Annotated in this window: 22 protein-coding genes and 1 pseudogene; 7 read left to right on the forward strand and 16 right to left on the reverse strand. The window is 55.7% G+C overall.

Going from position 1 to position 22602, the window contains the following annotated elements; genetic code table 11:
* Positions 1–132: 132 nt before the first annotated feature.
* From RWJ89_RS27475 to RWJ89_RS27500, 6 genes are all read right to left on the reverse strand, one after another.
* Positions 133–618 carry a MaoC family dehydratase gene (locus RWJ89_RS27475; protein ID WP_003551781.1) on the reverse strand — a complete coding sequence of 162 codons (486 nt, stop codon included), beginning with the start codon at positions 616–618 and terminating at the stop codon, positions 133–135.
* 77 nt (positions 619–695) lie between these two features.
* Complete coding sequence (gene glmS / locus RWJ89_RS27480; RefSeq protein ID WP_003551783.1) at positions 696–2522, reverse strand: glutamine--fructose-6-phosphate transaminase (isomerizing); 1827 nt, start codon at positions 2520–2522, stop codon at positions 696–698.
* Positions 2523–3095: 573 nt separating this feature from the next.
* Positions 3096–3668 (reverse strand): nodulation O-acetyltransferase NodL, encoded by a 573-nt coding sequence (gene nodL / locus RWJ89_RS27485; RefSeq protein ID WP_003551796.1) that lies wholly within the window; start codon positions 3666–3668, stop codon positions 3096–3098.
* 592 nt (positions 3669–4260) lie between these two features.
* The gene (locus RWJ89_RS27490; protein WP_003551798.1) at positions 4261–5472 is read right to left on the reverse strand and encodes a beta-ketoacyl-[acyl-carrier-protein] synthase family protein; all 1212 of its coding nucleotides are present in this window, start codon (positions 5470–5472) and stop codon (positions 4261–4263) included.
* Positions 5473–5751 (reverse strand): acyl carrier protein, encoded by a 279-nt coding sequence (locus RWJ89_RS27495; RefSeq protein WP_003551800.1) that lies wholly within the window; start codon positions 5749–5751, stop codon positions 5473–5475.
* 645 nt (positions 5752–6396) lie between these two features.
* A complete protein-coding gene (locus RWJ89_RS27500) occupies positions 6397–7329 on the reverse strand; it encodes a LysR family transcriptional regulator (protein ID WP_003551803.1) in 933 nt (310 codons plus the stop codon).
* Positions 7330–7587: 258 nt separating this feature from the next.
* On the opposite strand from RWJ89_RS27500, the gene RWJ89_RS27505 reads away from it, so the two are divergent.
* From RWJ89_RS27505 to RWJ89_RS27530, 6 genes and pseudogenes are all read left to right on the forward strand, one after another.
* Entirely contained in the window at positions 7588–8178 is a 591-nt protein-coding gene (locus tag RWJ89_RS27505; RefSeq protein WP_221977428.1) for a NodA family N-acyltransferase, read from the forward strand.
* Positions 8175–8825 carry a chitooligosaccharide deacetylase NodB gene (gene nodB, locus RWJ89_RS27510; protein ID WP_003551807.1) on the forward strand — a complete coding sequence of 217 codons (651 nt, stop codon included), beginning with the start codon at positions 8175–8177 and terminating at the stop codon, positions 8823–8825. The genes RWJ89_RS27505 and nodB overlap by 4 nt, the downstream gene beginning before the upstream one ends.
* A gap of 22 nt (positions 8826–8847) precedes the next feature.
* Positions 8848–10125, forward strand: a complete 1278-nt coding sequence (nodC, locus tag RWJ89_RS27515; protein ID WP_316031719.1) for a chitooligosaccharide synthase NodC — start codon at positions 8848–8850, stop codon at positions 10123–10125.
* A 37-nt stretch (positions 10126–10162) separates the two neighbouring features.
* Complete coding sequence (gene nodI / locus RWJ89_RS27520) at positions 10163–11197, forward strand: nodulation factor ABC transporter ATP-binding protein NodI (protein WP_179040157.1); 1035 nt, start codon at positions 10163–10165, stop codon at positions 11195–11197.
* A gap of 3 nt (positions 11198–11200) precedes the next feature.
* Positions 11201–11980 (forward strand): ABC transporter permease, encoded by a 780-nt coding sequence (locus tag RWJ89_RS27525; RefSeq protein ID WP_168322226.1) that lies wholly within the window; start codon positions 11201–11203, stop codon positions 11978–11980.
* A 3-nt stretch (positions 11981–11983) separates the two neighbouring features.
* A pseudogene (locus RWJ89_RS27530) lies at positions 11984–12284 on the forward strand (DUF982 domain-containing protein); the annotation flags it as partial.
* Positions 12285–12628: 344 nt separating this feature from the next.
* Here the strand turns inward: RWJ89_RS27530 and RWJ89_RS33300 are convergent.
* From RWJ89_RS33300 to RWJ89_RS27575, 10 genes are all read right to left on the reverse strand, one after another.
* Positions 12629–12874 carry a hypothetical protein gene (locus tag RWJ89_RS33300; RefSeq protein ID WP_441005584.1) on the reverse strand — a complete coding sequence of 82 codons (246 nt, stop codon included), beginning with the start codon at positions 12872–12874 and terminating at the stop codon, positions 12629–12631.
* A 7-nt stretch (positions 12875–12881) separates the two neighbouring features.
* Complete coding sequence (locus RWJ89_RS33305; protein WP_441005585.1) at positions 12882–13232, reverse strand: hypothetical protein; 351 nt, start codon at positions 13230–13232, stop codon at positions 12882–12884.
* 19 nt (positions 13233–13251) lie between these two features.
* Positions 13252–13458 (reverse strand): putative nitrogen fixation protein NifT, encoded by a 207-nt coding sequence (gene nifT / locus RWJ89_RS27540; protein ID WP_017991528.1) that lies wholly within the window; start codon positions 13456–13458, stop codon positions 13252–13254.
* A gap of 134 nt (positions 13459–13592) precedes the next feature.
* On the reverse strand, positions 13593–13787 hold the full coding sequence (locus RWJ89_RS27545) for a 4Fe-4S binding protein (protein WP_003551816.1): 195 nt from the start codon (positions 13785–13787) through the stop codon (positions 13593–13595).
* Positions 13788–13802: 15 nt separating this feature from the next.
* On the reverse strand, positions 13803–15296 hold the full coding sequence (gene nifB, locus RWJ89_RS27550) for a nitrogenase cofactor biosynthesis protein NifB (RefSeq protein WP_316031806.1): 1494 nt from the start codon (positions 15294–15296) through the stop codon (positions 13803–13805).
* A gap of 191 nt (positions 15297–15487) precedes the next feature.
* Positions 15488–17038 (reverse strand): nif-specific transcriptional activator NifA, encoded by a 1551-nt coding sequence (gene nifA, locus RWJ89_RS27555; protein WP_168283908.1) that lies wholly within the window; start codon positions 17036–17038, stop codon positions 15488–15490.
* 195 nt (positions 17039–17233) lie between these two features.
* Positions 17234–17530, reverse strand: coding sequence for a ferredoxin family protein (locus RWJ89_RS27560; RefSeq protein ID WP_003551823.1), 297 nt, complete (start codon positions 17528–17530; stop codon positions 17234–17236).
* 11 nt (positions 17531–17541) lie between these two features.
* Positions 17542–18849, reverse strand: coding sequence for an NAD(P)-binding protein (locus RWJ89_RS27565; protein WP_003551825.1), 1308 nt, complete (start codon positions 18847–18849; stop codon positions 17542–17544).
* On the reverse strand, positions 18836–19972 hold the full coding sequence (locus tag RWJ89_RS27570) for an electron transfer flavoprotein subunit alpha/FixB family protein (protein WP_003551827.1): 1137 nt from the start codon (positions 19970–19972) through the stop codon (positions 18836–18838). The genes RWJ89_RS27565 and RWJ89_RS27570 overlap by 14 nt, the downstream gene beginning before the upstream one ends.
* A 17-nt stretch (positions 19973–19989) precedes the next feature.
* Entirely contained in the window at positions 19990–20841 is an 852-nt protein-coding gene (locus tag RWJ89_RS27575; protein WP_003551829.1) for an electron transfer flavoprotein subunit beta/FixA family protein, read from the reverse strand.
* Between the two features lie 1058 nt (positions 20842–21899).
* Here RWJ89_RS27575 and RWJ89_RS27580 point away from each other — a divergent pair.
* The gene (locus tag RWJ89_RS27580) at positions 21900–22571 is read left to right on the forward strand and encodes a hypothetical protein (protein WP_003551831.1); all 672 of its coding nucleotides are present in this window, start codon (positions 21900–21902) and stop codon (positions 22569–22571) included.
* The last annotated feature ends 31 nt before the right edge of the window (positions 22572–22602 follow it).

The following is a 22602-nucleotide window of genomic DNA, read 5'->3' on the forward strand; positions in this document are numbered from 1 at the left end:
ACTCGTTTCGCCTGCCCGAAGGATGATGCCAGCGCGCAATTGCCGACGCAGCAGATCGAGAATTCCGGCGTGACACTACGAAATCGCGTGCAGCCAAAATAACAAGTCGACACCCGCTGGCGCGAGCTGGCGTCAAATCCCTTTAGGCCTGTCGTTCGGATCAAACTGAATGATCGTGATCCAATTGGCGGTGAGTGCCGGTCGGTTCTCGTTCTCGATCTCGACTGTCACCTCGTAGGTGGTCACCAGCATGCTTGCGCCGCGAAATTGACATTCAGAGAGAACGAAGCGACCGCGCACACGGCTGCCGGTCTTAACCGGTGACATGAAACGCACCCGGTCTAAGCCGTAGTTAAGGCCCAAGGTTTGCTCGCGGATCCTTGGCATGCCGCTGAAGTTCATCGCCGACAGAAGCGAGAGTGTCAGGAAGCCATGAGCGATGGTGCCACCAAACGGGGTTTCGACTGCCGCGCGTTCCGGGTGCACGTGGATGAATTGATGATCGTGTGTCGCATCGGCAAAGAGATCGATTGTAGTTTGATCGACGGTGATCCATTCGGACTTACCGAGTTCCTGGCCAATTCGCGACGGCACGTCGGCGAGCGAAAGTTCGTGCATACGACCTCACTTATTTGATGTCTGATCAAGTCGTGGATTTTCTCGGAGGCGATTTGCGATCTAACCAATCGTCACAATCATTCGACTGTGACTGATTTAGCGAGATTCCGCGGCTGGTCCACATCTGCCCCCATAACGACCGCGGTATGATACGCAAGAAGCTGCAGCGGCAGAGAAAAGATCATCGGCGCGATAATCTCCGCAACATCGGGTAATACGATAGTGTGCATGGTGGGAAGCTTTGACATCGAAGCTCCCGTCTCGTCGGTGATCAGAATGATGCGGCCGCCGCGGGCGGCCACTTCCTGCATATTGGAGACAGTTTTATCGAAGAACCGATCATGTGGCGCGATGACGATGACTGGCATATTTTCATCGATCAGGGCGATCGGACCGTGTTTTAATTCTCCTGCCGCATAACCTTCAGCATGAATATAGGAAACCTCCTTGAGCTTCAGCGCACCTTCCATGGCCAATGGGAAACTCGTGCCGCGGCCGAGATAGAGCACGTCGCGGTAATTCGACAATTCCCGTGACAAGAGGTCGATCCCCGGCTTGATGTCGTTCAGCACCTGTCGCATAACGCTTGGCAACGTCGCCAAACTTTGGACGAGCACTTGTTCCTCGTCGACTGTGATTGTGCCCCGCGCCTTGCCTGCGCCGATGGCTAGCGCAGCGAGAACAGCAAGCTGGCAAGTGAATGCCTTGGTAGAAGCAACGCCGATCTCTGGCCCGGCGAGAATCGGAAAGATGGCATCTGCCTCGCGGGCAATGGTTGATTCTCGGGTGTTGACGAGAGCGCCTATTCTCAAACCTTGTGCTTTGCAGTAGCGTAGCGATGCGAGTGTGTCAGCCGTCTCACCAGATTGAGAGATGAAGAGTGCTGCCGACCGCGTCGACAACGGCATTTCTCGATAACGGAATTCAGAGGCGACATCAATTTCAACAATTAAGCGTGCGTAGCGCTCGAACCAATATTTGCCAATTAGTCCCGCAAGATATGCCGTGCCGCAGGCGGCGATCGCGAGGGTCTCAACCCCGGCGAAATCGATGTCGGTTGAAGGCGTTGTGACATGACTATCGTTGACATTGATGTAGTGACCAAGAGCACGGGCAATGACCTCCGGTTGCTCGTAGATTTCCTTCTCCATAAAATGCGGGTGATTGCCCTTGCCGACCAGGTCTGCGGTAGCAAGCGATATGTGCCGTGGGCGCGTAACGACTTTGCCTTCGATATCGAAAACCTGGACACTCGTTTTGCCTACAACAGCCCAATCGCTGTCGTTCAGATACGTGATGTCATTGGTGAACGGAGCAAGAGCGATCGCGTCGGAGCCCAGAAACATCTCACCATCGCCATGGCCTATCACTAATGGTGGTCCATTGCGCGCCACCATAATTGTCGCGGGATCATCTTCAAAGAGGATGGCAAGAGCGAATGCGCCCTTGACGCACTTCAGCATGGCATGCATGGCCTCAATGCATCCCATGCCATCCCGACGGAATTTTGTCAGGAGATGCGCGATCACCTCGGTGTCCGTGTCGGTCTGGAACTTTGCCCCTACCGCTGCCAATGCGTCCTTTAGCTCGGAGAAATTTTCGATGATGCCGTTATGAACAACGGCTACGCCATCGGCAAAGTGCGGGTGAGCGTTGCATTCTGTCGGTGCGCCGTGGGTCGCCCACCGCGTGTGGGCGATGCCGACAGCGCCGCTCAGGGGCTCTTTTTTCAGTCTCGTTTTAAGGTTCCGGAGCTTGCCTTCTGCGCGGCGTCGGTGCAATTCTCCCTCGAAGATCGTAGCAATGCCGGCTGAATCATAGCCGCGATATTCAAGCCGCTCCAAGGCTTCTACCAGCCGCTCCGACACGGGCTTATGTCCCACTATGCCAACAATCCCACACATGCTCGTCACCCATGTCCCAAGAGCCCCCGACCGGTGATCAGGAAGGCGGACGCCGCTCGGTGCGTGTCCTCCAGCGGGTGCTATTAAATCCAAATAGATTAGTAAAATTGATTGTTGCGATAGCTATCATCCACGATATGGATGTCGCCCACTCGGGTTGCGTCGATTAGACGCTGTAGGCAGCGCATGATGCCTTCTGCAAAGTGTCGACTGATAAGCTACGACCGGGGCGTGGGCGCCTGCCTCTGAAAATGTTCGCGCCAACAGGAATTGTTATTTGCCGACGACATGCCGCCAATTGTTTTTCATCGGCGCACGGGCTGAAAGGCAATTCGTTTTTCTGCAGGTGAAGCGGTATGTGTCTGCGGGCTGACCCTAAGGCGTAGTTGCCCCTTTGCATGCAAACATGATCACGAATCGGTCAGCAGGACTGCGCAGCCGCATTTGCAAAGAGGTTGGCGTCAGAGTGAAAGTGCCGACAGTTGGAACCGAAAGGGCCATGGCGGCCAGAAGTCCGTTCGCAGAAGCAAAGAAACTAGCCCTTTACCGCCGGATTTACCCCAATGCCTGCTTTTATGATTTCGGCAAGCGTCCACCAGCCTTGACCCGAGCTGGATTTCCCATGGCCGTGCTTCCTGCAGGAACATCTCGCGTGACCACACTACCAGCGCCAATGACAGCGTGATCGCCAATTGTCACGCCCGGGAGAATGATTGCTCCACCGCCAATCCAGGCGTGCCTGCCAATGCTGACAGGTCGTCCCAACTGCAGTCCAGCCTGGCGCTGCTCTGGATCATGTGGATGGTCCGCGGTGTAAATCTGCACAGCAGGGCCTATTGCGGTTCCGTCACCGATAGTTACCGCTGCCACGTCAAGAATGACGCAGTTGTAATTGATGTAAACCCAAGCTCCGATCCGGATGTTGAACCCGTAATCGCAGTGGAACGGAGGACGAATAACCGCTCCAAGCCCGACTGCTCCCAATCGTTCTAAAAGGAGCCCATTCCACCGCTCGGCGGAGTCGCCCAGCGTGTCATTATACCGCTTCAACCAAGCCCCGGTGAGGAGCAACTCGGCTTGGATCTCGGGGTCCGCTGCGTTGTACATTTCGCCTGCTAGCATCTTCTCTTTTTGGCTGCGTGTCATCGTATCTTCTCAGATCTTGTTCGTGGGGGTGGTCGGTGATTGCCGCTGGAATTCAACTAATAACGGCAGAGCTCACAGAGGAGTAAACAGCAATCTTTCCCCTTTGGCGGCCGGTTGAAGTCGTCTGCTCAAGCGAGGCAAATCCTGCACAGGGGCTGACGACACCAGCGACCTTGCGTTTCACCAGCTTGGGGAGGGCACAATCAGATGTGCGGATTCAACTTGGCAGGTTCCGTACTCAGCGGCAAGCGCCCCAAAAACACCGGACCAGCGACTAATTCGCGATCACGCTAGCACCTGGCGGGATATCGGGTGAAGGCAGAGGTGGAATCGAAAGCAACACTCCTTATTCGCGGGCAGAAAAGGTGAGGCCTAAACTTTGGTCGCCGGCGAGCCGCGTGAGAGCTCCCGGCGTCGAAAAATAGCGGGCTCCAGCTCCCCGCGACACGTGGTGAATTCGGTGTAGCGTGAGCTTTCAGATGCCTGAGTATCTGCGGAATTGCAGCGAAGCCTTGCTGAAGGGAATCGGCGGCGCCTGGTTCAGGCATTTGCTGTTGGCCCTACAAGGGGTTCAATCGTGACGGTCTTAACTTCATGGCACCTGCTTGAACGCAAGGACAGCATTCATGCCGCCCATGGCGAAGGCGTTGCTCATGGCCACGCGCACCTTTCGCTCCCGGGGCACATTAGGGGTCACATCCAGGTCACAATCGGGGTCTGGCTCGCGATAGTTGGCGGTGGGCGGCACGACACCTTCTTGGATCGCCATCACGCAGGCTATCATTTCGAGCGCACTTGCTGCCCCGAGGCAGTGCGCGTGAGTGGATTTGGTAGAAGAGATGGACATCGATCGAGCATGGTCACCAAAGACGCGCTTAATCGCCGTCGTTTCGATCTGATCGTTGGCCTTGGTGCCGGTGCCATGGGCGTTGAGGTAGTCTACATCCTCGGCATTTAAACTCGCATCAACAAGGCAGGCGCGCATCGCCGCCTCCGGCCCATGCACAGCTGGTGCAGCTATGTGGTAGGCATCGGCGGAAAGGCCGATGCCGGCGACCTCGGCAAGCATCGTTGCACCGCGGGCGGCGGCATGCTCATAGCTTTCCAGCACGGCCATGCCCGCACCCTCGCCCAAAACTAGTCCTTTCCTGTCGGCCGAGAATGGCCGGCAAGTATCTGGAGCGAGTACGCGCATTGCTTCCCATGCCTTAAGCACGATCCACACGAGTGGCGCGTCGCTTCCTCCAGCTAGCATAACGTCCGCCCTACCGAGCTTGATCTGATCTACCGCTGAAGCGATCGCATGGTTGGCCGAGGCGCAGGCAGAGGTGGCACCGAAGACTGGCCCCCGCAGCCCGAGGTTCATGCTTACCTGACAGGCAGCCGCGCTAGGCATTGCCTTTACCCCAGTGAATAGCTCAGTGCGAGTCGCGCCGCCCAATAGGAGGGTGCGGTAGGCCTTCTCGGTAGCGTCCCAGCCGCCAAAGCCAACGCCCACTGTCGCGCCGAAACGGTGGGCATTTCCTTCATTGCACGAAAGGCCGGCCTGTAGCATGGCTTGTTTAGCTGCAAGCACGGCTAGCAGGCTGAAGCGGTCCATGGAGATGAGCTGTTTGCGATCAATGTCGTGTTGAGGCAGCACCTTGATCTCGGTCCCGATCATCCCCTTCAGCTCATGAATCTCTGAGTTTGAGATCGGGCCGATGGCGGAGCGGCCTTCGCGCATCTCCGTCCAGATAGAGGAAGCATCGGTGCCCAGTCCGCACAGTCCGCCCAATCCGGTGATAACGACGCGCCTGTCCATTCAGACCTCCCTGGTGAGCAAGCCACGGACGGCTTCCACCACGTCGCCGATATTGTTGAGGTTCGACCAGGCATCGGCCGTATTCATCTCGATCTTAATGCCGTAGAGCTGCTCCAGATCCCAAAGGACATCGGCCAAACCCAGCGAATCGATGCCAAGTGAAGTCAACTCAGTGTCAGTCGTTATTTCGCCGAGGGCTACGGTCGTTCTTTCGCCGTTTTCAGCTTTGACGAGCTTATTGATCGCACTGATAATTTCCAGTGTGAGTTGATCAGCCATTTGTATTCCTCTCCATCATGCCTAATTTCGACAAGCCGACGGCCTTGCGAGAAGGCTCGATCTAATTGCTGCGAACATCGGAAGATGTTCCGGCTCGTCTGCGAAGTGACGACAGAAACCAATAAAACTTACCGGAATCTCGCCGCGCGGCTGCCCTGCTATGGATCATATGGCATCATTGGTAAAATTGATTGTGTGGATCAAAAGCATCCACACTATGGATTGTGGCTCGACATATTGCCGCGGCTAACTTCTCGCGCCGTCGCCGTTGCAAATCCTCAAGAACAAGTATTGCGGGATCGAAAGTAGAGCTTCGGCTACTATCCCGGGTCGGCGCGTTGCTCAATTTCGCGCAGAAGGCATGTGCGGAAGGTCGTGGAAGTCGCCGCAGCTGGATGCTGGTTTCCGCGATGGGCCGAACATAAGTTACAGGAATAAAGTTTTGAATCACTTTTGCATGAGGCCAGGGAAAGCATTACGAATCGCACCTTCTCAGATAGAAACGATCGCTCTCGGCAATAGCTTCGATTGCTAGCTGAGCTGAGGCGGCGGGGGGGCCGCCTGTAACGTAATACCTCCTTTGGGAACACAGCCAATGCGTATGGATCTAATTACTGGGGCTGTGAAATGAGCCGACGGTGCCGCTTACGACGTACAACTTTCCATCTCAGATTCCATGCGCAAAGCCTCTTGGATCATAATCTCGCGCATCCAGATGTTTCCAGGATCAGTGTTGTGAAGAGCCGGCCATTGGACAGCCTCAGTGAACGAAACAAGCGGCAAAGGATGCTCAATGATTCTTAGTGGGATAGTTCGTTCGTAATGTTTGACCAGCCGCAGGGGGATGGTTGCTATTCGATTAGTGCCAGACAGCAATGGCGGGATCAAGTTAAACCCCGGGACGACGAGCTCAATACGCCTCTTGAGGCCGTGCTGCATCAATAGCCATTGCTCTACGGAAGGCTTGAGACCACGTCCGAACTTAGCCGCAACATGTCCCATGGACATATATTGCTCCAAGGAGAGCTGCCCTTGTAACTGCTCGTTCGTAGGGCAGCCGACGCACACCAGTCTCTCTTCGAAAAGCCTTGCCTTCGGATGGGCGCCGGACATGAATAAGTCCGGGAGGATCAGAAAATCGACATCACCACGGCGGAGAAGCTCCTCCGGATCGTCGTCAAGTGGCAGCAACTCGAAGCTGACTCCTGGCGCCTCCCGAGCTAAGCGCAGTATTATCTTGTCGAAGAAGACCAGTGCCATGAAGTCTGAGAGGATAATTCTGAATCGGCGGTCGGACTCCGCTGGGTTTATTGGATCCCAAGCGATAACGGAGAGCTGAATATGCAAGAGTGCTTCGCGAACAGCGGGGGCAAGTGCCTCTGCACGCGGGGTCGGAACTAGCTCCCGTCTCTGCATGATAAAAAGGTCGTCGCGGAAATAGTCGCGCAACCTAGAGATGGCAGCGCTCATGGCGGGTTGGCTGAGGTTGATGCTGCGCGCCGCTGCTGTGAGCTTGCGCTCGGTCATTAGAGCGTCGAGTGCTACAAGAAGGTTTAGATCTAGGCCTTTAAAACGCATGGGTTGAATATCCATTCCATAGATGATTGCCATCCAAACAATCAATTTTACCAATCTTTCGGATCACTTATAGAAAACCCGGAACTTGATCAATATCAGGACCAGGAACTAAAAAACGAAGCGCCGGGCAGGGGCCCGATTTGAGACTCTTACATCTCTTAACCGCTCGATTGCCTAACCGGCAATCCAACAAGTATGCGCAACAATATCGCGCAGCTCTGATCGTGGTTGGGCGAAGAAACAACTTGGAGCTTTTGCATGTCTTCTGAAGTGCGATGGAAAATATGCTGGGAAAATGAGCTGGAAGCTTCCGACCACGCGGAACTCGCCGATTTTTTTTGCAAGACCTATGGGCCGACGGGAGCGTTCAATGCCAAGCCGTTCGAGACTGGCCGAAGCTGGGGTGGTGCGAGGCCCGAACGCCGCGCAATCGCATATGACTCGCACGGCGTCGCTAGCCACATGGGCTTGTTACGCCGCTTCATAAAAGTCGGTACGACTGATTTGCTTGTGGCCGAGCTAGGCCTGTACGGAGTGCGACCGGATCTAGAAGGATTAGGCATCGCTCACTCGGTCCGCGCTATGTTTCCGGTTCTGCGCGAGTTGAGCGTTCCATTTGCTTTCGGAACAGTTCGCCACGCCATGCGGAATCATATGGAAAGATACTGCCGAGACGGTACCGCAAATATCATGACCGGGCTGCGTGTGCGCTCGACGCTTCCAGACGCGCATTCCGACCTGCCAGCCACGCGCACTGAAGATGTCCTCGTATTGGTGGTTCCCGTCGACCGTCCAATGACTGAGTGGCCCGCGGGCTCGTTGATTGAACGAAACGGGTCGGAACTATGAAGCGGCCCGCATATATGAGCGAAGTACCGGTCAATCACACAAGCGGCCAGGAAGCTAGCTGCGTTTACTTGACGTTCGACGACGGTCCTAATCCATTCTGCACGCCGCAAATCCTGGATGTTCTAGCTGAGCACCGCGTTCCGGCGACATTTTTTGCTATCGGCTCATACGTGAAGGATCACCCCGAACTCATTCGGCGTCTTGTGGCGGAAGGTCATGATGTCGCCAATCATACCATGACGCATCCCGACCTCGCCACCTGCGATCCCAAGGATGTGAAACGTGAAATAGACGAGGCGCATCAAGCTATTGTCTCGGCCTGTCCCCAAGCCTTGGTCCGGCACTTACGAGCGCCTTACGGGGTTTGGACTGAAGACGTCCTTTCAGCATCGGTGAGGGCTGGACTTGGAGCCGTTCACTGGTCGGCCGACCCTAGAGACTGGTCTTGCCCGGGCGTCGACGTGATCGTTGATGAGGTGCTTGCTGCTGCTCGGCCTGGGGCAATCGTGCTTTTGCACGACGGGTGTCCTCCCGATGAGGTGGAGCAATGCTCGCTTGCCGGACTCCGTGACCAGACGCTCATAGCACTCTCTCGAATTATTCCGGCACTGCATAGCCGCGGATTCGAGATTCGTTCACTTCCCTGAAACACTGGACAAACGAGAAACCATGACCCTGCTCGCAACAACCAGCATCGCCGCCATCTCGCTTTATGCAATGCTCTCCACCGTTTACAAGAGCGCGCAGGTCTTTCATGCTAGGCGGACAACGATCTCAACAACACCTGCGAAAGACATTGAAACCAACCCCGTGCCAAGCGTTGATGTCATCGTGCCGTGCTTCAACGAGGACCCAATCGTTCTTTCGGAATGCCTCGCGTCGCTTGCGGAGCAAGATTATGCCGGAAAATTGCGCATCTATGTAGTCGACGACGGTTCCAAAAATCGCGACGCGGTTGTGGCTCAGCGCGCTGCCTATGCAGACGATGAGAGATTCAACTTCACAATTCTCCCTAAAAATGTTGGAAAGCGCAAAGCGCAAATCGCCGCTATAACCCAGTCCTCTGGGGATCTCATTTTGAATGTGGACTCAGACACCACGATCGCCCCCGACGTCGTATCTAAGCTTGCCCACAAAATGCGGGATCCAGCAGTCGGTGCGGCGATGGGCCAAATGAAAGCCAGTAACCAGGCGGACACCTGGCTAACTCGCTTGATTGACATGGAGTACTGGCTTGCCTGCAACGAGGAGCGCGCGGCACAAGCTCGCTTCGGTGCAGTTATGTGTTGCTGCGGCCCATGTGCGATGTACCGTCGGTCTGCTATGCTTTCGCTGCTCGATCAGTACGAGACGCAGCTTTATCGCGGCAAGCCGAGTGACTTCGGCGAAGATCGCCATTTGACGATTCTCATGCTGAGCGCAGGCTTTCGAACTGAGTATGTTCCGAGCGCCATCGCGGCGACAGTCGTTCCAGACACGATGGGTGTTTATCTACGCCAACAACTACGGTGGGCACGCAGCACCTTTCGGGATACTTTGCTTGCGCTTCCTGTACTGCCTGGTCTCGATCGGTATCTCACGCTGGACGCAATCGGGCAAAATGTCGGCCTGCTACTTCTTGCGCTGTCGGTATTGGCAGGAATTGGCCAGTTTGCGCTGACCGCCACACTGCCCTGGTGGACGATCCTGGTCATTGGATCCATGACTCTTGTACGCTGTAGCGTGGCTGCCTATCGCGCCCGCGAACTTAGGTTTTTGGGTTTTGCTCTCCACACGCTCGTGAACATCTTTCTCTTAATTCCCTTGAAGGCCTATGCCCTTTGTACCCTATCCAATAGCGACTGGCTGTCGCGCGGATCAGTCGCGATTGCGCCCACTGTTGGGCAGCAGGGCGCTACCAAAATGCCAGGGCGGGCGACATCTGAAATTGCCTATAGTGGCGAGTGATGAACGCGTCACTGCAGCTCAAAATCTGGGACAAGAAATGAACGGGCAATTAACGAATTTGAAGACGACGATCGCTGATCGGCACCAGGATCATCTCATCCTATCGGAGCGGCAGCACCAATCGAAATTTAAGGCAATGGATTCGCCTTCTGGCTCATTGTCCCCAGTCGCAATCGACCTGGCCGGCGTTTCGAAATCATATGGTGGTAAAATCGTCGTTAATGACTTGTCGTTTACTATCGCCGCAGGAGAATGTTTTGGTCTTTTAGGACCGAACGGCGCAGGTAAAAGCACGATCACCCGTATGATCCTAGGAATGACGTCGCCGAGTGCAGGCAAGATCACTGTACTCGGAGCGCAGGAGCCGGGCCAGGTTCGCTTGGCGCGCGCGAAAATCGGGATCGTGTCTCAGTTCGATAATCTCGACCTGGAATTCACGGTCCGTGAGAACCTTTTGGTATACGGCCGCTACTTCCGCATGAGCACCCGAGAAATCGAAACGGTCATCCCATCGCTGCTTGAATTTGCGCGACTTGAAAGCAAGGCGAATACGCGTGTGGCAGACCTATCGGGAGGAATGAAGCGGCGCCTCACTTTGGCGCGTGCGCTCATTAATGACCCGCAGCTACTCATTTTGGACGAGCCGACCACCGGTCTCGACCCACACGCGCGCCACTTGATCTGGGAACGACTTCGATCGCTGTTGGCACGCGGCAAGACAATTCTTCTGACGACCCATATCATGGAAGAGGCGGAGCGCTTGTGCGACCGGCTGTGCGTGCTTGAAGCTGGCCGAAAGATCGCCGAAGGCCGACCGCATGCCCTGATCGAGGAGCAGATTGGCTGTCCCGTGATCGAAATTTATGGTGGCGATCCGCAGGAGCTAAGTCTTTTGATCAGGCCAAATGCTAGGCGACTGGAAATCAGCGGAGAGACCCTGTTCTGCTACACGCCTGATCCAGAGCAGGTGCGCGCGCAACTGCGTGCATATTCGAACCTGCGCTTGCTGGAGCGTCCACCAAATCTAGAGGATGTCTTCTTGCGGTTAACCGGACGCGAGATGGAGAAGTAGACGATGGACGTAGCAACATTACCCGCCGGCGGTTTAAACTGGCTCGCAGTTTGGCGCAGAAACTATCTGGCTTGGAAAAAAGCGGCGCTGGCATCCATTCTCGGAAATCTAGCCGATCCCATAATATACCTATTCGGGCTCGGCGCTGGATTGGGAGTGATGGTAGGGCGCGTTGACGGCGTATCGTACACTGCATTTTTGGCGGCCGGAATGATCGCGACAAGCGCGATGACTGCTGCAACCTTCGAGACTATCTATGCGGCCTTTGGCCGAATGCAGGGCCAGCGCACCTGGGAAGCAATGTTGTACACACAGCTCACGCTAGGGGATATAGTCGTTGGGGAAATGGCATGGGCGGCAACTAAGGCGGCGCTGGCGGGCACCGGAATTGGTATCGTCGCCGCCACGCTGGGGTACACACACTGGTTGTGCCTTCTCTATTCGCTTCCGGTCATCGCTCTAACTGGCTTAGCCTTTGCGAGCCTTGGAATGGTCGTAACGGCCCTCGCGCCCAGCTACGATTACTTCATATTTTACCAAACCCTTGTCATCACACCGATGTTGTTTTTGTCAGGCGCAGTCTTTCCTATAGACCAATTGCCCGTAGCATTCCAACAGATAGCGGCCTTCCTGCCCTTGGCACATTCGATAGATGTTATCCGCCCGACGATGCTGGGCCAACCAATCGCCAATGTCTGCCTGCATATCGGCGTTCTCTGCATCTACATAGTCGTACCATTCCTCGTGTCGACCGCATTGCTTCGGCGGCGACTAATGCGGTGATGAATGCCACCTCACATCATCATCAGCACTCACGCCGGTTGGGGGCGAGGCCTGGCATCCCGCAAGATCGCATGGACGCTGGGCGACACGGCGCGTCTTCTGATCAACGCATGGCCTTGCGATGACGGCGAGGAATACGTGGTTGCTATCAAAGCTAGCGTCGACGCATTGAGCGGGAAGATTGCCTCGGAACAATTCCCCGAATCGCTTCTGCGTGCGGCCAATGAGGCGGGTATCGCCCGCTCTTTCGCTCGTCCAGCAGGGAGTTGGAGAGCGACCACCGAATCTGCCTCAAGCGTGCAAAGATAGTCCGAATTTCAAGGACTATCCGCTTTTCGGCGTCATGTTTGCACCGAGAACCTGCACATCTGGCTGGACCCCGACCCGCCACTCCTTCTCATCAGGTCGCCTCGAGAACCATGTTGAGGGGCGTGGGCTGAGCGCCGGACATGAGTGAAACCGCCCGACCGGATCACTTCCGTCAATCGCTTCTCTCCCGCTTGCGCACCAAGCGCGAGCCCTGTCTCTTGTGCGATGGAGGTCGGAACGCAGATCATCGTCGAGGCTGAGTAGTAAAGCAGTAAAGCCCCTCAACCGGATTGATGTTTTCTCCGTCGGCAACCGTAGCACCGGTTTTCCACTTGTCGATCACACCATCGAGCCCCGGCAGCCACTCCAGGACGAGGGCATCGACGTAACCAGGGCGGAACAGCCGCGCGACGGCGCAGAACATGCAGCCAGCTTGGTCGCCCCAGGCAACCCCCGGCCGTTTTTGAAGGCGGCTTGCAGTTGGTTCTCGACCATCGCGGCAGCCGTATCGAACGCGCCAATCAGGTCGACCGGGCTGCCCGGCTCGGCGAACACGTGGGCCCGCTCGGTTGCCAGCGAGAACAATCCTCGCTCATGGTGCACACAGCCTGAGGCGGCCCGTGCCGCCAGCCACTCCCGCACATAACGAGTGCGCATCCGAGGCATCGGCAAGTTCGTCGGCCTTCACCGGCCCGACTGCCTTCAGCGTCCTGTATAGCCCGTGAGCATCTCCGATCCGCACCAGCGGCACGCTGACAGCTCCGCCAATATCGCTAAGGATGGGGACCACGGGGTCCTTGAGCGTTGTTTCGTTGAATTGCATTATATCGGATTCCTGCTGATTTACGGGCGGCCTCTTGCCGATGGCCGCCCTCAAGGGATCGGGAACTCGATGCCCTCTATTTGGGTTGTATGCCCGCTTGCGCTTGGCATCGACGCTCATCTATCAACCTGCGCACGCCCTAACTGGATAGCCTCCTCGCGTCGACAGTAACGGGCAGGCGCCTGTTCTGCGATAGGTCGGGGAGGGCTATCCGCCATCCATTCTTCAGCAAAATAAAGCCGCCCCATAGGTTTTTGTGTTCAACCGAAATGATCGGTTCCTCAAGGTCTTTCTTGTGAATATAGGCCGATAAACCGACGTCAGTTCTGCTGATTGTCACTCTCATGCATGTCCCTTCTCGCTGCGGCGGCTTTGGAGCTCCGGAAGTCGAGCGCTATCAAAGCCGCTATTTTAGTACGACATATGCGCAGGCCGATATCTCCGTTGTGGCTCTGTCTTTGCGCTTTAGTCCGGTGGCGATCAGGCAGGGACGCAGGTCTTCGGCATCGGACACACCGAAGCGCATTGTTGCGTGTCAAACTCACCCCTGCACTCGGTACATTTTTTTGGATCCACAACATATCCCTCACCTTTGAAACTGATCGCATCTGAGGGACATTCAAATTCGCAAGCGCCGCACTGGGTGCATTGGGATACAATGATCTTGAAGGCCATGTTTTAGCTCCTGATTCAATTAGAGGGGCCTAAAGCCGTCGGCATTGCCGGTTTGCCGCCAAACTCGGCGGCGTATAGCGCGCCAATCGCAGTCTCGATGTAATCATAGGAAAATGCGTCACTGGTTCGCACGCCAGTTTCTGCCAACCGCTTCTTTGGGCAATCGCCGATTTTGGAAGAAAGCAGAATGTCGATGCCGTCGAGTGCAACGATGGTGTGATCGAGAGTGGCCTTCTCGCCTATACCACCGAGGCAATACTGCTCGACCTTGCGGTGTCCCACCAAGTTGATCCCCTTTCGTGAGACTGCATACACTTGGAGTTCCCTTGCCTGACCGAAATGTTCGTTGATCCGGCCGCCACCTTTAGTAGCCACGGCAACTGCAAGGGTTCCCGAAGAACCCAATGACTTGACTGCTTTGTTCGCGTCCAATTTTGCTGCCAGTTGATCCCCTCGCTCATGCTGGACCAGCTTGCGATAGGCCTCGCGCTTGCTGGTGTCGAATTCAACTTTGGTGGAGATCTGGTCGAGGGCAAACTCTCGCTCGCGATCATCGCCCAGCAAACCGATGGCGTCGGCCCGGCACTGTTGGCAGTGTCGCATAAGCTTAACGTTGCCATCGAGACAGTCTTGAAGTGCCTTCAGTTCGAACGGCTCCGGGCAACGCTGACCCGCAAGACCGTAATAAGTACCATGTGAACGCTTGGAAATCAGGGGCACCACATTGTGCGTGAAAGCCCCGCGGTCTCTAATCCATCGGTTAACTTCCACGAGGTGCGTGTCATTGACGCCTGGAATCATAACCGAATTGATCTTGGTGAGAATGCCGCGTTTGGTCAGCATTTCCAAACCCAGCATTTGGCGCTTGTGAAGGATCCTGGCACCTTCTATCCCAGTGTATCGACGATGCCTGTGGAGTATCCATGGATAGATCTTCGCCCCGACTTCCGGATCCACCATGTTGATAGTGATCGTCACGTGATCGACGTTCATGTCAGCTAGCTCATCGACATGGTCCGGAAGCGCCAACCCATTTGTCGAGATACATAGTTTGATGTCAGGAATTTCCCTGGCAACTCCTTCAAACGTCGCTACTGTTTTCCTCCAGTCGTAACAAGCGTCGCCCGGTCCGGCGACGCCGACTACCGAAAGCTCCGGCACTTTGCGGGCGACGGCAAGCACCTTGCGTAGTGCCTGGTCGGGAGTTAGCTTTACTGATGCGACCCCGGGACGGCTTTCGTTGGTGCAGTCGTATTTGCGATTGCAGTAGTTGCACTGGATGTTACAGGCTGGCGCGACCGCGACATGCATGCGAGCGAAATAGTGATGGGCTTGCTCTGAAAAGCAGGGATGGTCTTTGATTCTCTCCCAGATCCGCGCATCTATGTCATCCGTCACCGAAAGGCCATGGGACGAAGATGCGCGGCCACCGGGCATAGCGGGAGCCATCGGCGCTCGGTCGAAGAGAGCACTGCTGGTCGTCCCGACCTTTATTTCCGGTTCCGACATCGCATTGTTCCATTGGTGAGGAAAGGTTAAACCTCCAAAAGCAAGATAGATTCCGGTCGACATGTCGCCTTTACCGCCCGTTTCCGCGCTCGCTGTCGTAGATGTTTTGTAGCAATCAAGGCAGGATCGCGCCCGAAGTCGCTTCTCCAGCAACCAACCAAAGCTTACGATGTTCTTGACATCGCTCACCTTCACTCTTTGATCACATCGATACCAAACCGGCGCAGCGCATAGCCGACCTGCCGCGGCGTTTTACCCAGAATACGAGCCGCTTTGGCCTGTACCCAACCAGCCTTCACCATTGCCTTGATCAGCCGATCACGCTCAGTGAGACCCGGCGCCTCGATTGTGGCTGCGGAACCGCTGGGAGTACCTGCGTTGGCCCCCAGTCCGCCTAACATTGTATCTCGCGGGTTGAGACTATGCACCGGGTAGTCGTCGGGGGCGTCTTTCCAGAGGAGCGCTGAAGAACACTGGTCTTGCTGACAGGCAAAATCTGATGAAGCGATGGTATTTGAACTGGCGAGAGTTGCGGTCCTTTGTACGCAGTTGTCCAGCTCGCGAACATTGCCGGGGAAGGCGCATTTCGACAAAATGCCTATTGCCGACGGCGCGAAGTCGAAATTTCGATCATTTGACTTGTTGAATTGCTCGAGGAACACTTGCGCTAGAAGCGAAATGTCTCCGTCGCGCTGCCGAAGTGGCGGCAAAATGATGGGCACCACATTGATCCGGTAATAGAGGTCGGCTCTGAACTCCCCTCGAAGGACGGCCACTTCAAGGTCCTTGTTGGTGGCGCATATAACTCGAACGTCTACTTTCAATGTCTTCGTTCCGCCGAGACGTTCGAATTCGCCTTCCTGTAACACGCGCAATAACTTTGCCTGGAATTGTGGTGATACATCGCCAATTTCATCAAGCAACAGCGTTCCGCCATTGGCCAGTTCGAAACGTCCAGCTCGTTGAAGCAGAGCGCCAGTGAAAGCGCCCTTCTCATGGCCAAACAATTCGGATTCCAGAACGGTCTCCGACAGCGCGGCGCAATTCAACTTAATAAACGCCTTGCTTTTCCGTATCGATAACGCGTGTATTGCTCTTGCAAAGCATTCCTTGCCAGTGCCGCTCTCTCCTCTCAAGAGCACCGCGGAGTTCGTCGCGGCCACGATCTTGGCCGTCGCTAATACCCTCTTGAGCGCGGGGCTTTCCCCGACGATCCAGTCGATTTTATCGAGTTGGGTGGGATGAGGCTTCGGCCCGATTTTCGGAATCTGTCCTGCTTGTTGTTCCTCGGCGACTGAGCCGCCATCGCTGCACAATTCGCGATAGCGCTGGCAGGTTAAGCCGATCAGGACGGCAATCATTGCCAGAAGGGTTTCGTCCTGATCTCCGCTTTTCTGCGCGAAATCAATCCACAATGCGCCGATTGTCTTCCGGTTTACTTTAACGGGGAGAACGACAGAATTTTTCCCAAAGTGCTTCTCTCCGCTAGCGATGACACGATTTATTGTGTCCGCCTGTTCAATCGTAAGCGAACGTGAGCGAACGTCGTGCCCAATGGGAGCCCGTACGTTTATCCAGGGCTCTCCTCCGGAGCCGTGAATCACGATTCCGCCATCGCGCAATCGCAGATGCTCGACGAGGGCGTTCATCGCAGCCTTCAGCACGTTGTCTAGAGGAAAAGAAGAGATAAGCTCTTTGGATATGTCGTAGAGTATATGGAGCCGCGCCTCTGGTTTAATCATGCCTACAAACAGGGGAGGGTGCACTGTTTTTTTCCCTGGTGCGCGAAATATGCTAAACGCATATTCCTAAGTCAAAATCGTGTTCCCGGCGGCATAGAAAATTTGCCTTTCGAAAGGTTGAGTGGATGCACATTCAATCGCCGCCGCTAATGCAGCTGCATCGGTCGCTGCTATCCCGCCGGAGGTAGGGACTCCTCATCCGAATTTGAAGAGGACCCCGAACCCGCCCCGGGGATAATTCCACTTTATGTCCCCACTCGCTTCGCATAACACTCTGCATGTGCCGCATTCCAAGCAGCCATCGGGAACAATCGCCACCTGACCAATTTCGTTCACCTCGTAACATTTGGCCGGACAGATTTGCGTCAAGGCGAGCAGGTTCGGGCTTGGCGACCGGTGCGGTCGCACTGTTATATGCGGACGTCCAGTGTCGACGAGATATCGGTTTTGGTACAGCTTGTCCTCAATGCGCTCAATGATGGTCGCCTTCATCGAATTTTCCTTTAACGCCAAGATGCGGCGGAGCGGACCGCGTCGCTAATCAACCCCCAACGGGATCGTGCCTTGATAAAGGAGGCAGCTGTAGCCTTCTCCCTGATGATTTTAGGTGCACCGTCGACGCGCACAAAATTTTGCGCTGCTTGAGATATAAGCGTTGGATAGGTCATGAAAAAATTGTGACTGTCGGTGTGGAGGAGGCTTGGAAGATCTTTGTGTTTGATCAGGTCTTTCATGACGAACGACTTGTCCAGTATGCCCTTATAGAGAGAGAGATTGCGTTTCGTCATCAGACCGCCACGGCTCTTTATCTGGAAGATCGCTTCACCCGCCATGAGGCCGGATGTCATCGCAAGGTTCGATCCCTCCCTATGCACGGCATTGTTTAGTTGCGCCGCGTCGCCCACGACGACCCACCCGTTGCCAAAGAGCGGTGGGATTGCCTTGAAGCCGCCCTCAGGAATAAGATGCGCGGCGTATTCTTTGATCTCTGATCCGGCCAGTAATGGTCGGATCGAGGGATGTTGCTTGAAGGCTTCAAGGATGCGGTACGGATTTTCCATGCCTTCCGCTAAACCGGAGACGAGGCAGCCGATCCCCAACGAGATTGACTCCTTGTTGGTATAAAGGAAGCCCAGTCCGGCCATTCCGCGTGAGATCGTGCCGCCGGCTTCGATCACACAGCCTTCGCTACCGCTGAGGCCGAAGCGCTCTGCGATCACCTCTTCCGGCATGAAATGCATTTCCTTGACAGCGAGGGCCACATTTTCTGGCTTCGGCATATCGCGTAAGCCGGCTCGTGTTCCAAGCAGTCCGTTCACGCCCTCGGCAAGAACGACCACGTCCGCGAGGATCACACCGCCCTCTCGGTCCGTGTGAACGCCTATTACTTTACCGCTCAGATCCCAAGCGAGTCTGGTCGCTGTCGTTTCACAAAGGACTGTGCCACCCGCCTCGCGCACCTTGCGTGAGAACCATTTGTCAAACTGGGCGCGGATGATCGTATACCGGTTTGGCTTCAGTTCATTGAAGTCATCAGAGCGATAGTGCACGCCCGTGTGCGACGAGTCATCCATTAGCCAGAATCGTTGCTCGACTAGATGCCGTTCAAGAGGAGCGTCATCGCGGAAGTTTGGGATAATCGCCTCCAACATGTTGGCGTACAATATAGCCCCTTGAACATTCTTAGAGCCCGAATGTTCTCCGCGCTCCAGCTGCAGCACTTTTAGACCGCGACTAGCCATCGAATAGGCTGCTGCGTTGCCGGACATACCGGCACCAATCACGATCGCGTCGAACTTACTCTTGGTCATCTAGCCTTCCTCGGTCCATACCCTTGATAGAGTTGTGCGGTGGCATTCGCTTGGCGAAAGCTTCTGTCAACGCCGGCAAGAACTCCAGCGCGCAAGCGACAACGCCGATGTGGGCGAAGTCAAAGATCGGAGCGTTCTGGTCGAGGTTGATAGCGACAATCAGATCGGCTCCTTCGACTCCAACGCGATGCTGGACCGCGCCAGATATTCCCGCCGCGATGTAGAGCTTGGGTCTAATGGTATGGCCGGACTGACCAATTTGTCGATCAGCAGGCATCCAGCCTTTTTGGACCAGTGGGCGCGAGCACCCGACACCCCCGCCGATCGTCGTTGCCAGGTTTCTCAAGTATTGCAGGTTTCCTGCAGCGCCGAGGCCGAGACCGCCCCCGATCACGATGTCGGAGTTGGCCAGATCGGATTGCTCAGACCCGCTGTTACAAAGGAACGCGAGCACTTTGGTGACGATCTCCTCCTCAACCATTAGGAGTTGATGTTGGATAACGCGTCCAATTGGCTTATCCGCACGTTGCGGCGTCGCCATTACCCTGGACCGCACCGTTGCCATTTGCGGCCGGCTGGTCAGCGTGTAGATCGTGCACAACAAGGACCCGCCGAAAGTTGGCCGCGTCGCTGCGAGTGAACCATCTCCATCAACATCCAGCTCGGTGCAATCAGCCGTAAGCCCTGTTTGTAAGGTCGTTGCTACAGCACCGGCGAGGTCGCGGCCGAGCGTGGTCGCGCCGAGAAGGAGAATTTCTGGTTTGTGAGTAGTGACCAGATCCGTCAAAGCCTTGGTAAAGGGTTCGTTTCGATAGTCGGCGAGGAGGGGCGACTCTACCAGATAGGCGACATCAGCTCCGTAAGCGAAGGCCTCTTCGATCGCAGGCTTGGTGCCCACGCCTTCAGACGAACCGAGGATTACCCCGGCCAGTTGGACACCCAGCTTGTCAGCTAGTCTGCGGCCTTCGCCGAGGAGTTCAATCGATACGGGATGAACATTGCCGCGCTCAAGTTCCATGAAGACCCAGACGTGCCGGTGATCTTCGAAACACTTAAGCAGCTTTTTCCCTGAGCTGGCGCGGCCGACCGCATTTGCCGGCGTTTCATTTTTTCTAGCGACCAAAATCTACTCCTCGCTGCTCACCGATTGCCATGGGACGTGAGCTTGCGTTCCAAAACAGGCTGGCAGGCAAAAATTGCAGCGACCGTGTCCGCGGCGACCTCCGCCAATGTTTTGTCGTTAATGTCCATTTGCATAGCTTTTTCGGCGCGCGAACCAGGGGCGAATACTCGCTTCACGACCGTCGGCGATCCCCTTAGGCCGCATTTGGTCAACTCCCCAATGCCGGCGTCAGCGGCCCCCCATTTAAGAACCGGGCTTCGCGCGGCACGGAAGGCGTCATCGAGAGAGCCCCGGCGGATAGCATTGACACCTTCCAGCACGGTGATGAGACATGGAAACGTGCTCTTCAGCATCTGCGTGCCGCTCTCCGCGTGCCGTTCAACCATGAGCTCGCGCGAAGTGGGATCAATGGAGACAATCTTCGTTACGTAAGTCAGTTGCTGGAGGTTCAGCCTCTTTGCAATTCCGGGTCCGACCTGGGCCGTGTCGCCGTCAATTGTCTGCTTTCCCGTAAAGACGATATCAGGCGCCCCGTAGCTCTCGCCAATCTTCCCTACTGCTTGAGAAAGAGCATACGACGTCGCCAGCGTGTCAGATCCAGCAAAGAGGCGGTCGGTCAGAAGCACTGCGCGATCTGCGCCGTGGGTAAGGGCTTTGCGTAGCGCTTGCTCAGCCATGGGCGGTCCCATCGTGAGAACGGTCACCTCGCCCCCATAGCGGTCACGAACTTGAAGTGCCTCTTCGAGAGCAAACAGGTCGTAAGGGTTAATGATGGTCGGTACGCCTTGGCGCATTATCGTATTTGTCACCGGGTGGACGCGTATCTGCGCAGAGTCCGGCACTTGTTTGATACAGACCACGATGTGCATAGTCGTTTAAGCTCCCCAATCGGATTCGGGCTTCAGGGACCCGGCTAACTCTGAGCACTGCTCGTGCCAATAAAGTTGCGCCGGTAAGCCTTCGAGATTGCACATGTTTCGTTGTCGCTATGCGAAGGGGTTTTGTAGGGTTGCCGACATGTCGTGTCGCAATCCGCCCCGGAGGGGCGGTTCGATAGCCTTCAGGTCGGACAAGTCCATGATAGCTGCGCCACGAGTTGGAAGATTTCAACGCCGAATAATCCCCCGGGAGATAGCACGGGGACTGAAGCTCTGGTGCGGTGGGCGTGTATCGCGCTTCGGTTTGCCGTTGATAATCTGACTAGCGACACCGTATGCGCGATCAGAAGCACAGCGATCGAGAAAATAACGCTGCGGGCGCCTAGTGAGGCTTGGACAAGCGGTTTAGCTGATGTTGCGGGCGTGAACAGGATGATTGCCAGAAGCGTCGAGTAACCCTTGCTGGAAATATCAATCGAAAGCCGTCCATAAAAGCTGCTGCAGCGCGTCGAGGTATCTTGGCTTTTCTCCGCCTCAATCGTTACATCAACGCCGTTCTGATCGGTTGGGCGAGCTACCGCATAACCAAAGCCGAAGCCACTTGATCTGACGCGCCTTACTGCTGAGCCAGCGCCAGCTTGTGGTCCTTCAGACGCATACAACAATTTGCGACATTGTCATCACCTTTGTCGTTTACGTGACAAGCTTTCCTGTTCTCAATCGCGCATTTTGCGCCCACATAACTGGAATCGCAGTAAATTATTGTTCGTCATCTCTATCGGCCTGCTTGGCACGAATCTTGTGAGCTATTGCGAGGCAGCGGAACGGCTTTCGCATCCGCGTTGCGGGATAACCGCATCGGTTCGAACACGTGGAGGAAAATAAATGAGAAGGAGGATCGGGTGCGGCATTTAACACCCCACAGCACCTGAAACGTGTCGCAGATCAAACAACAGGAACGAAACATGCCACGCCGACCAGCCGTGAGTATCTCACAAATCGACTGTTGCACGTAAGTGCAAAATCCCTCAGGCAGAAGGGTTGCCGACATGTCTACAATGCTGACCATCAACGTGAAAAATTGCGAACCCCAGACGCAAACCTTCTACTTCTTCCAGCAGCCGGCCATTTATACCGGCGGGGGGCGAGTCTATTCGAATAGCCTTTTCTCGCAATCGCTCGGCAACTATGACAACACGGGCGCGATCCTGACCTTCCAGGTTAACCTGCAATATTATGCCGGCATCCAGCCGGCGAACACACCGCCGCAAATCGGCGCCTCTTCCGGCTACTCGTCAGCCAGCCGCGCCATCGATCTTGCTACGAGTTCCGGTAGCAGCGGCAAACCGAACGATTGGACGACCGCGACGGTTAATCCGCTCGGACTATCCTCGCCGATCTACGGGGAGGGTGTGCAGCCTGGCGCCTTCCGCATCACCACGCCGGTCTTCAACGCGCCGCCCTATTTCAATGTCGGCTCGGCGGTTGCCGTCAATGGCGGCATCGTGCTCTCCAACTTCGTGCAGGCAAACCCTGCCAGCAATACCGATTGCCAGCCGATCCTTAAATATTATGTCCAGACCGGCGCCTACACGCCAGGTGTCGTGATGAACTTCACGCAATCGAGCGTGAACGCGGCGCTTTCCGATTTCACCGGCGGCTATTCCGTCTGCAACGTCAGCCTGAAATCTGACGGCACCTGGACCACGCAGCTCCAGTAAGCCTTGGCACCCATGCAGGTGAAGAACCGTC

This window comes from Rhizobium sp. 10PS4, assembly GCF_032464805.1.
GTDB classification, from domain to species: Bacteria; Pseudomonadota; Alphaproteobacteria; order Rhizobiales; family Rhizobiaceae; genus Rhizobium; species Rhizobium laguerreae.

Coding starts and splice junctions, on each gene's coding strand:
- RWJ89_RS27475 (WP_003551781.1), bottom strand. CDS start 618: ATGCACGAACTTTCGCTCGCCGACGTGCCGTCGCGAATTGGCCAGGAA.
- glmS (WP_003551783.1), bottom strand. CDS start 2,522: ATGTGTGGGATTGTTGGCATAGTGGGACATAAGCCCGTGTCGGAGCGG.
- nodL (WP_003551796.1), bottom strand. CDS start 3,668: ATGACACGCAGCCAAAAAGAGAAGATGCTAGCAGGCGAAATGTACAAC.
- RWJ89_RS27490 (WP_003551798.1), bottom strand. CDS start 5,472: ATGGACAGGCGCGTCGTTATCACCGGATTGGGCGGACTGTGCGGACTG.
- RWJ89_RS27495 (WP_003551800.1), bottom strand. CDS start 5,751: ATGGCTGATCAACTCACACTGGAAATTATCAGTGCGATCAATAAGCTC.
- RWJ89_RS27500 (WP_003551803.1), bottom strand. CDS start 7,329: ATGCGTTTTAAAGGCCTAGATCTAAACCTTCTTGTAGCACTCGACGCT.
- RWJ89_RS27505 (WP_221977428.1), top strand. CDS start 7,588: ATGTCTTCTGAAGTGCGATGGAAAATATGCTGGGAAAATGAGCTGGAA.
- nodB (WP_003551807.1), top strand. CDS start 8,175: ATGAAGCGGCCCGCATATATGAGCGAAGTACCGGTCAATCACACAAGC.
- nodC (WP_316031719.1), top strand. CDS start 8,848: ATGACCCTGCTCGCAACAACCAGCATCGCCGCCATCTCGCTTTATGCA.
- nodI (WP_179040157.1), top strand. CDS start 10,163: ATGAACGGGCAATTAACGAATTTGAAGACGACGATCGCTGATCGGCAC.
- RWJ89_RS27525 (WP_168322226.1), top strand. CDS start 11,201: ATGGACGTAGCAACATTACCCGCCGGCGGTTTAAACTGGCTCGCAGTT.
- RWJ89_RS33305 (WP_441005585.1), bottom strand. CDS start 13,232: ATGAGCGTCGATGCCAAGCGCAAGCGGGCATACAACCCAAATAGAGGG.
- nifT (WP_017991528.1), bottom strand. CDS start 13,458: ATGAGAGTGACAATCAGCAGAACTGACGTCGGTTTATCGGCCTATATT.
- RWJ89_RS27545 (WP_003551816.1), bottom strand. CDS start 13,787: ATGGCCTTCAAGATCATTGTATCCCAATGCACCCAGTGCGGCGCTTGC.
- nifB (WP_316031806.1), bottom strand. CDS start 15,296: ATGTCGGAACCGGAAATAAAGGTCGGGACGACCAGCAGTGCTCTCTTC.
- nifA (WP_168283908.1), bottom strand. CDS start 17,038: ATGATTAAACCAGAGGCGCGGCTCCATATACTCTACGACATATCCAAA.
- RWJ89_RS27560 (WP_003551823.1), bottom strand. CDS start 17,530: ATGAAGGCGACCATCATTGAGCGCATTGAGGACAAGCTGTACCAAAAC.
- RWJ89_RS27565 (WP_003551825.1), bottom strand. CDS start 18,849: ATGACCAAGAGTAAGTTCGACGCGATCGTGATTGGTGCCGGTATGTCC.
- RWJ89_RS27575 (WP_003551829.1), bottom strand. CDS start 20,841: ATGCACATCGTGGTCTGTATCAAACAAGTGCCGGACTCTGCGCAGATA.
- RWJ89_RS27580 (WP_003551831.1), top strand. CDS start 21,900: ATGTCTACAATGCTGACCATCAACGTGAAAAATTGCGAACCCCAGACG.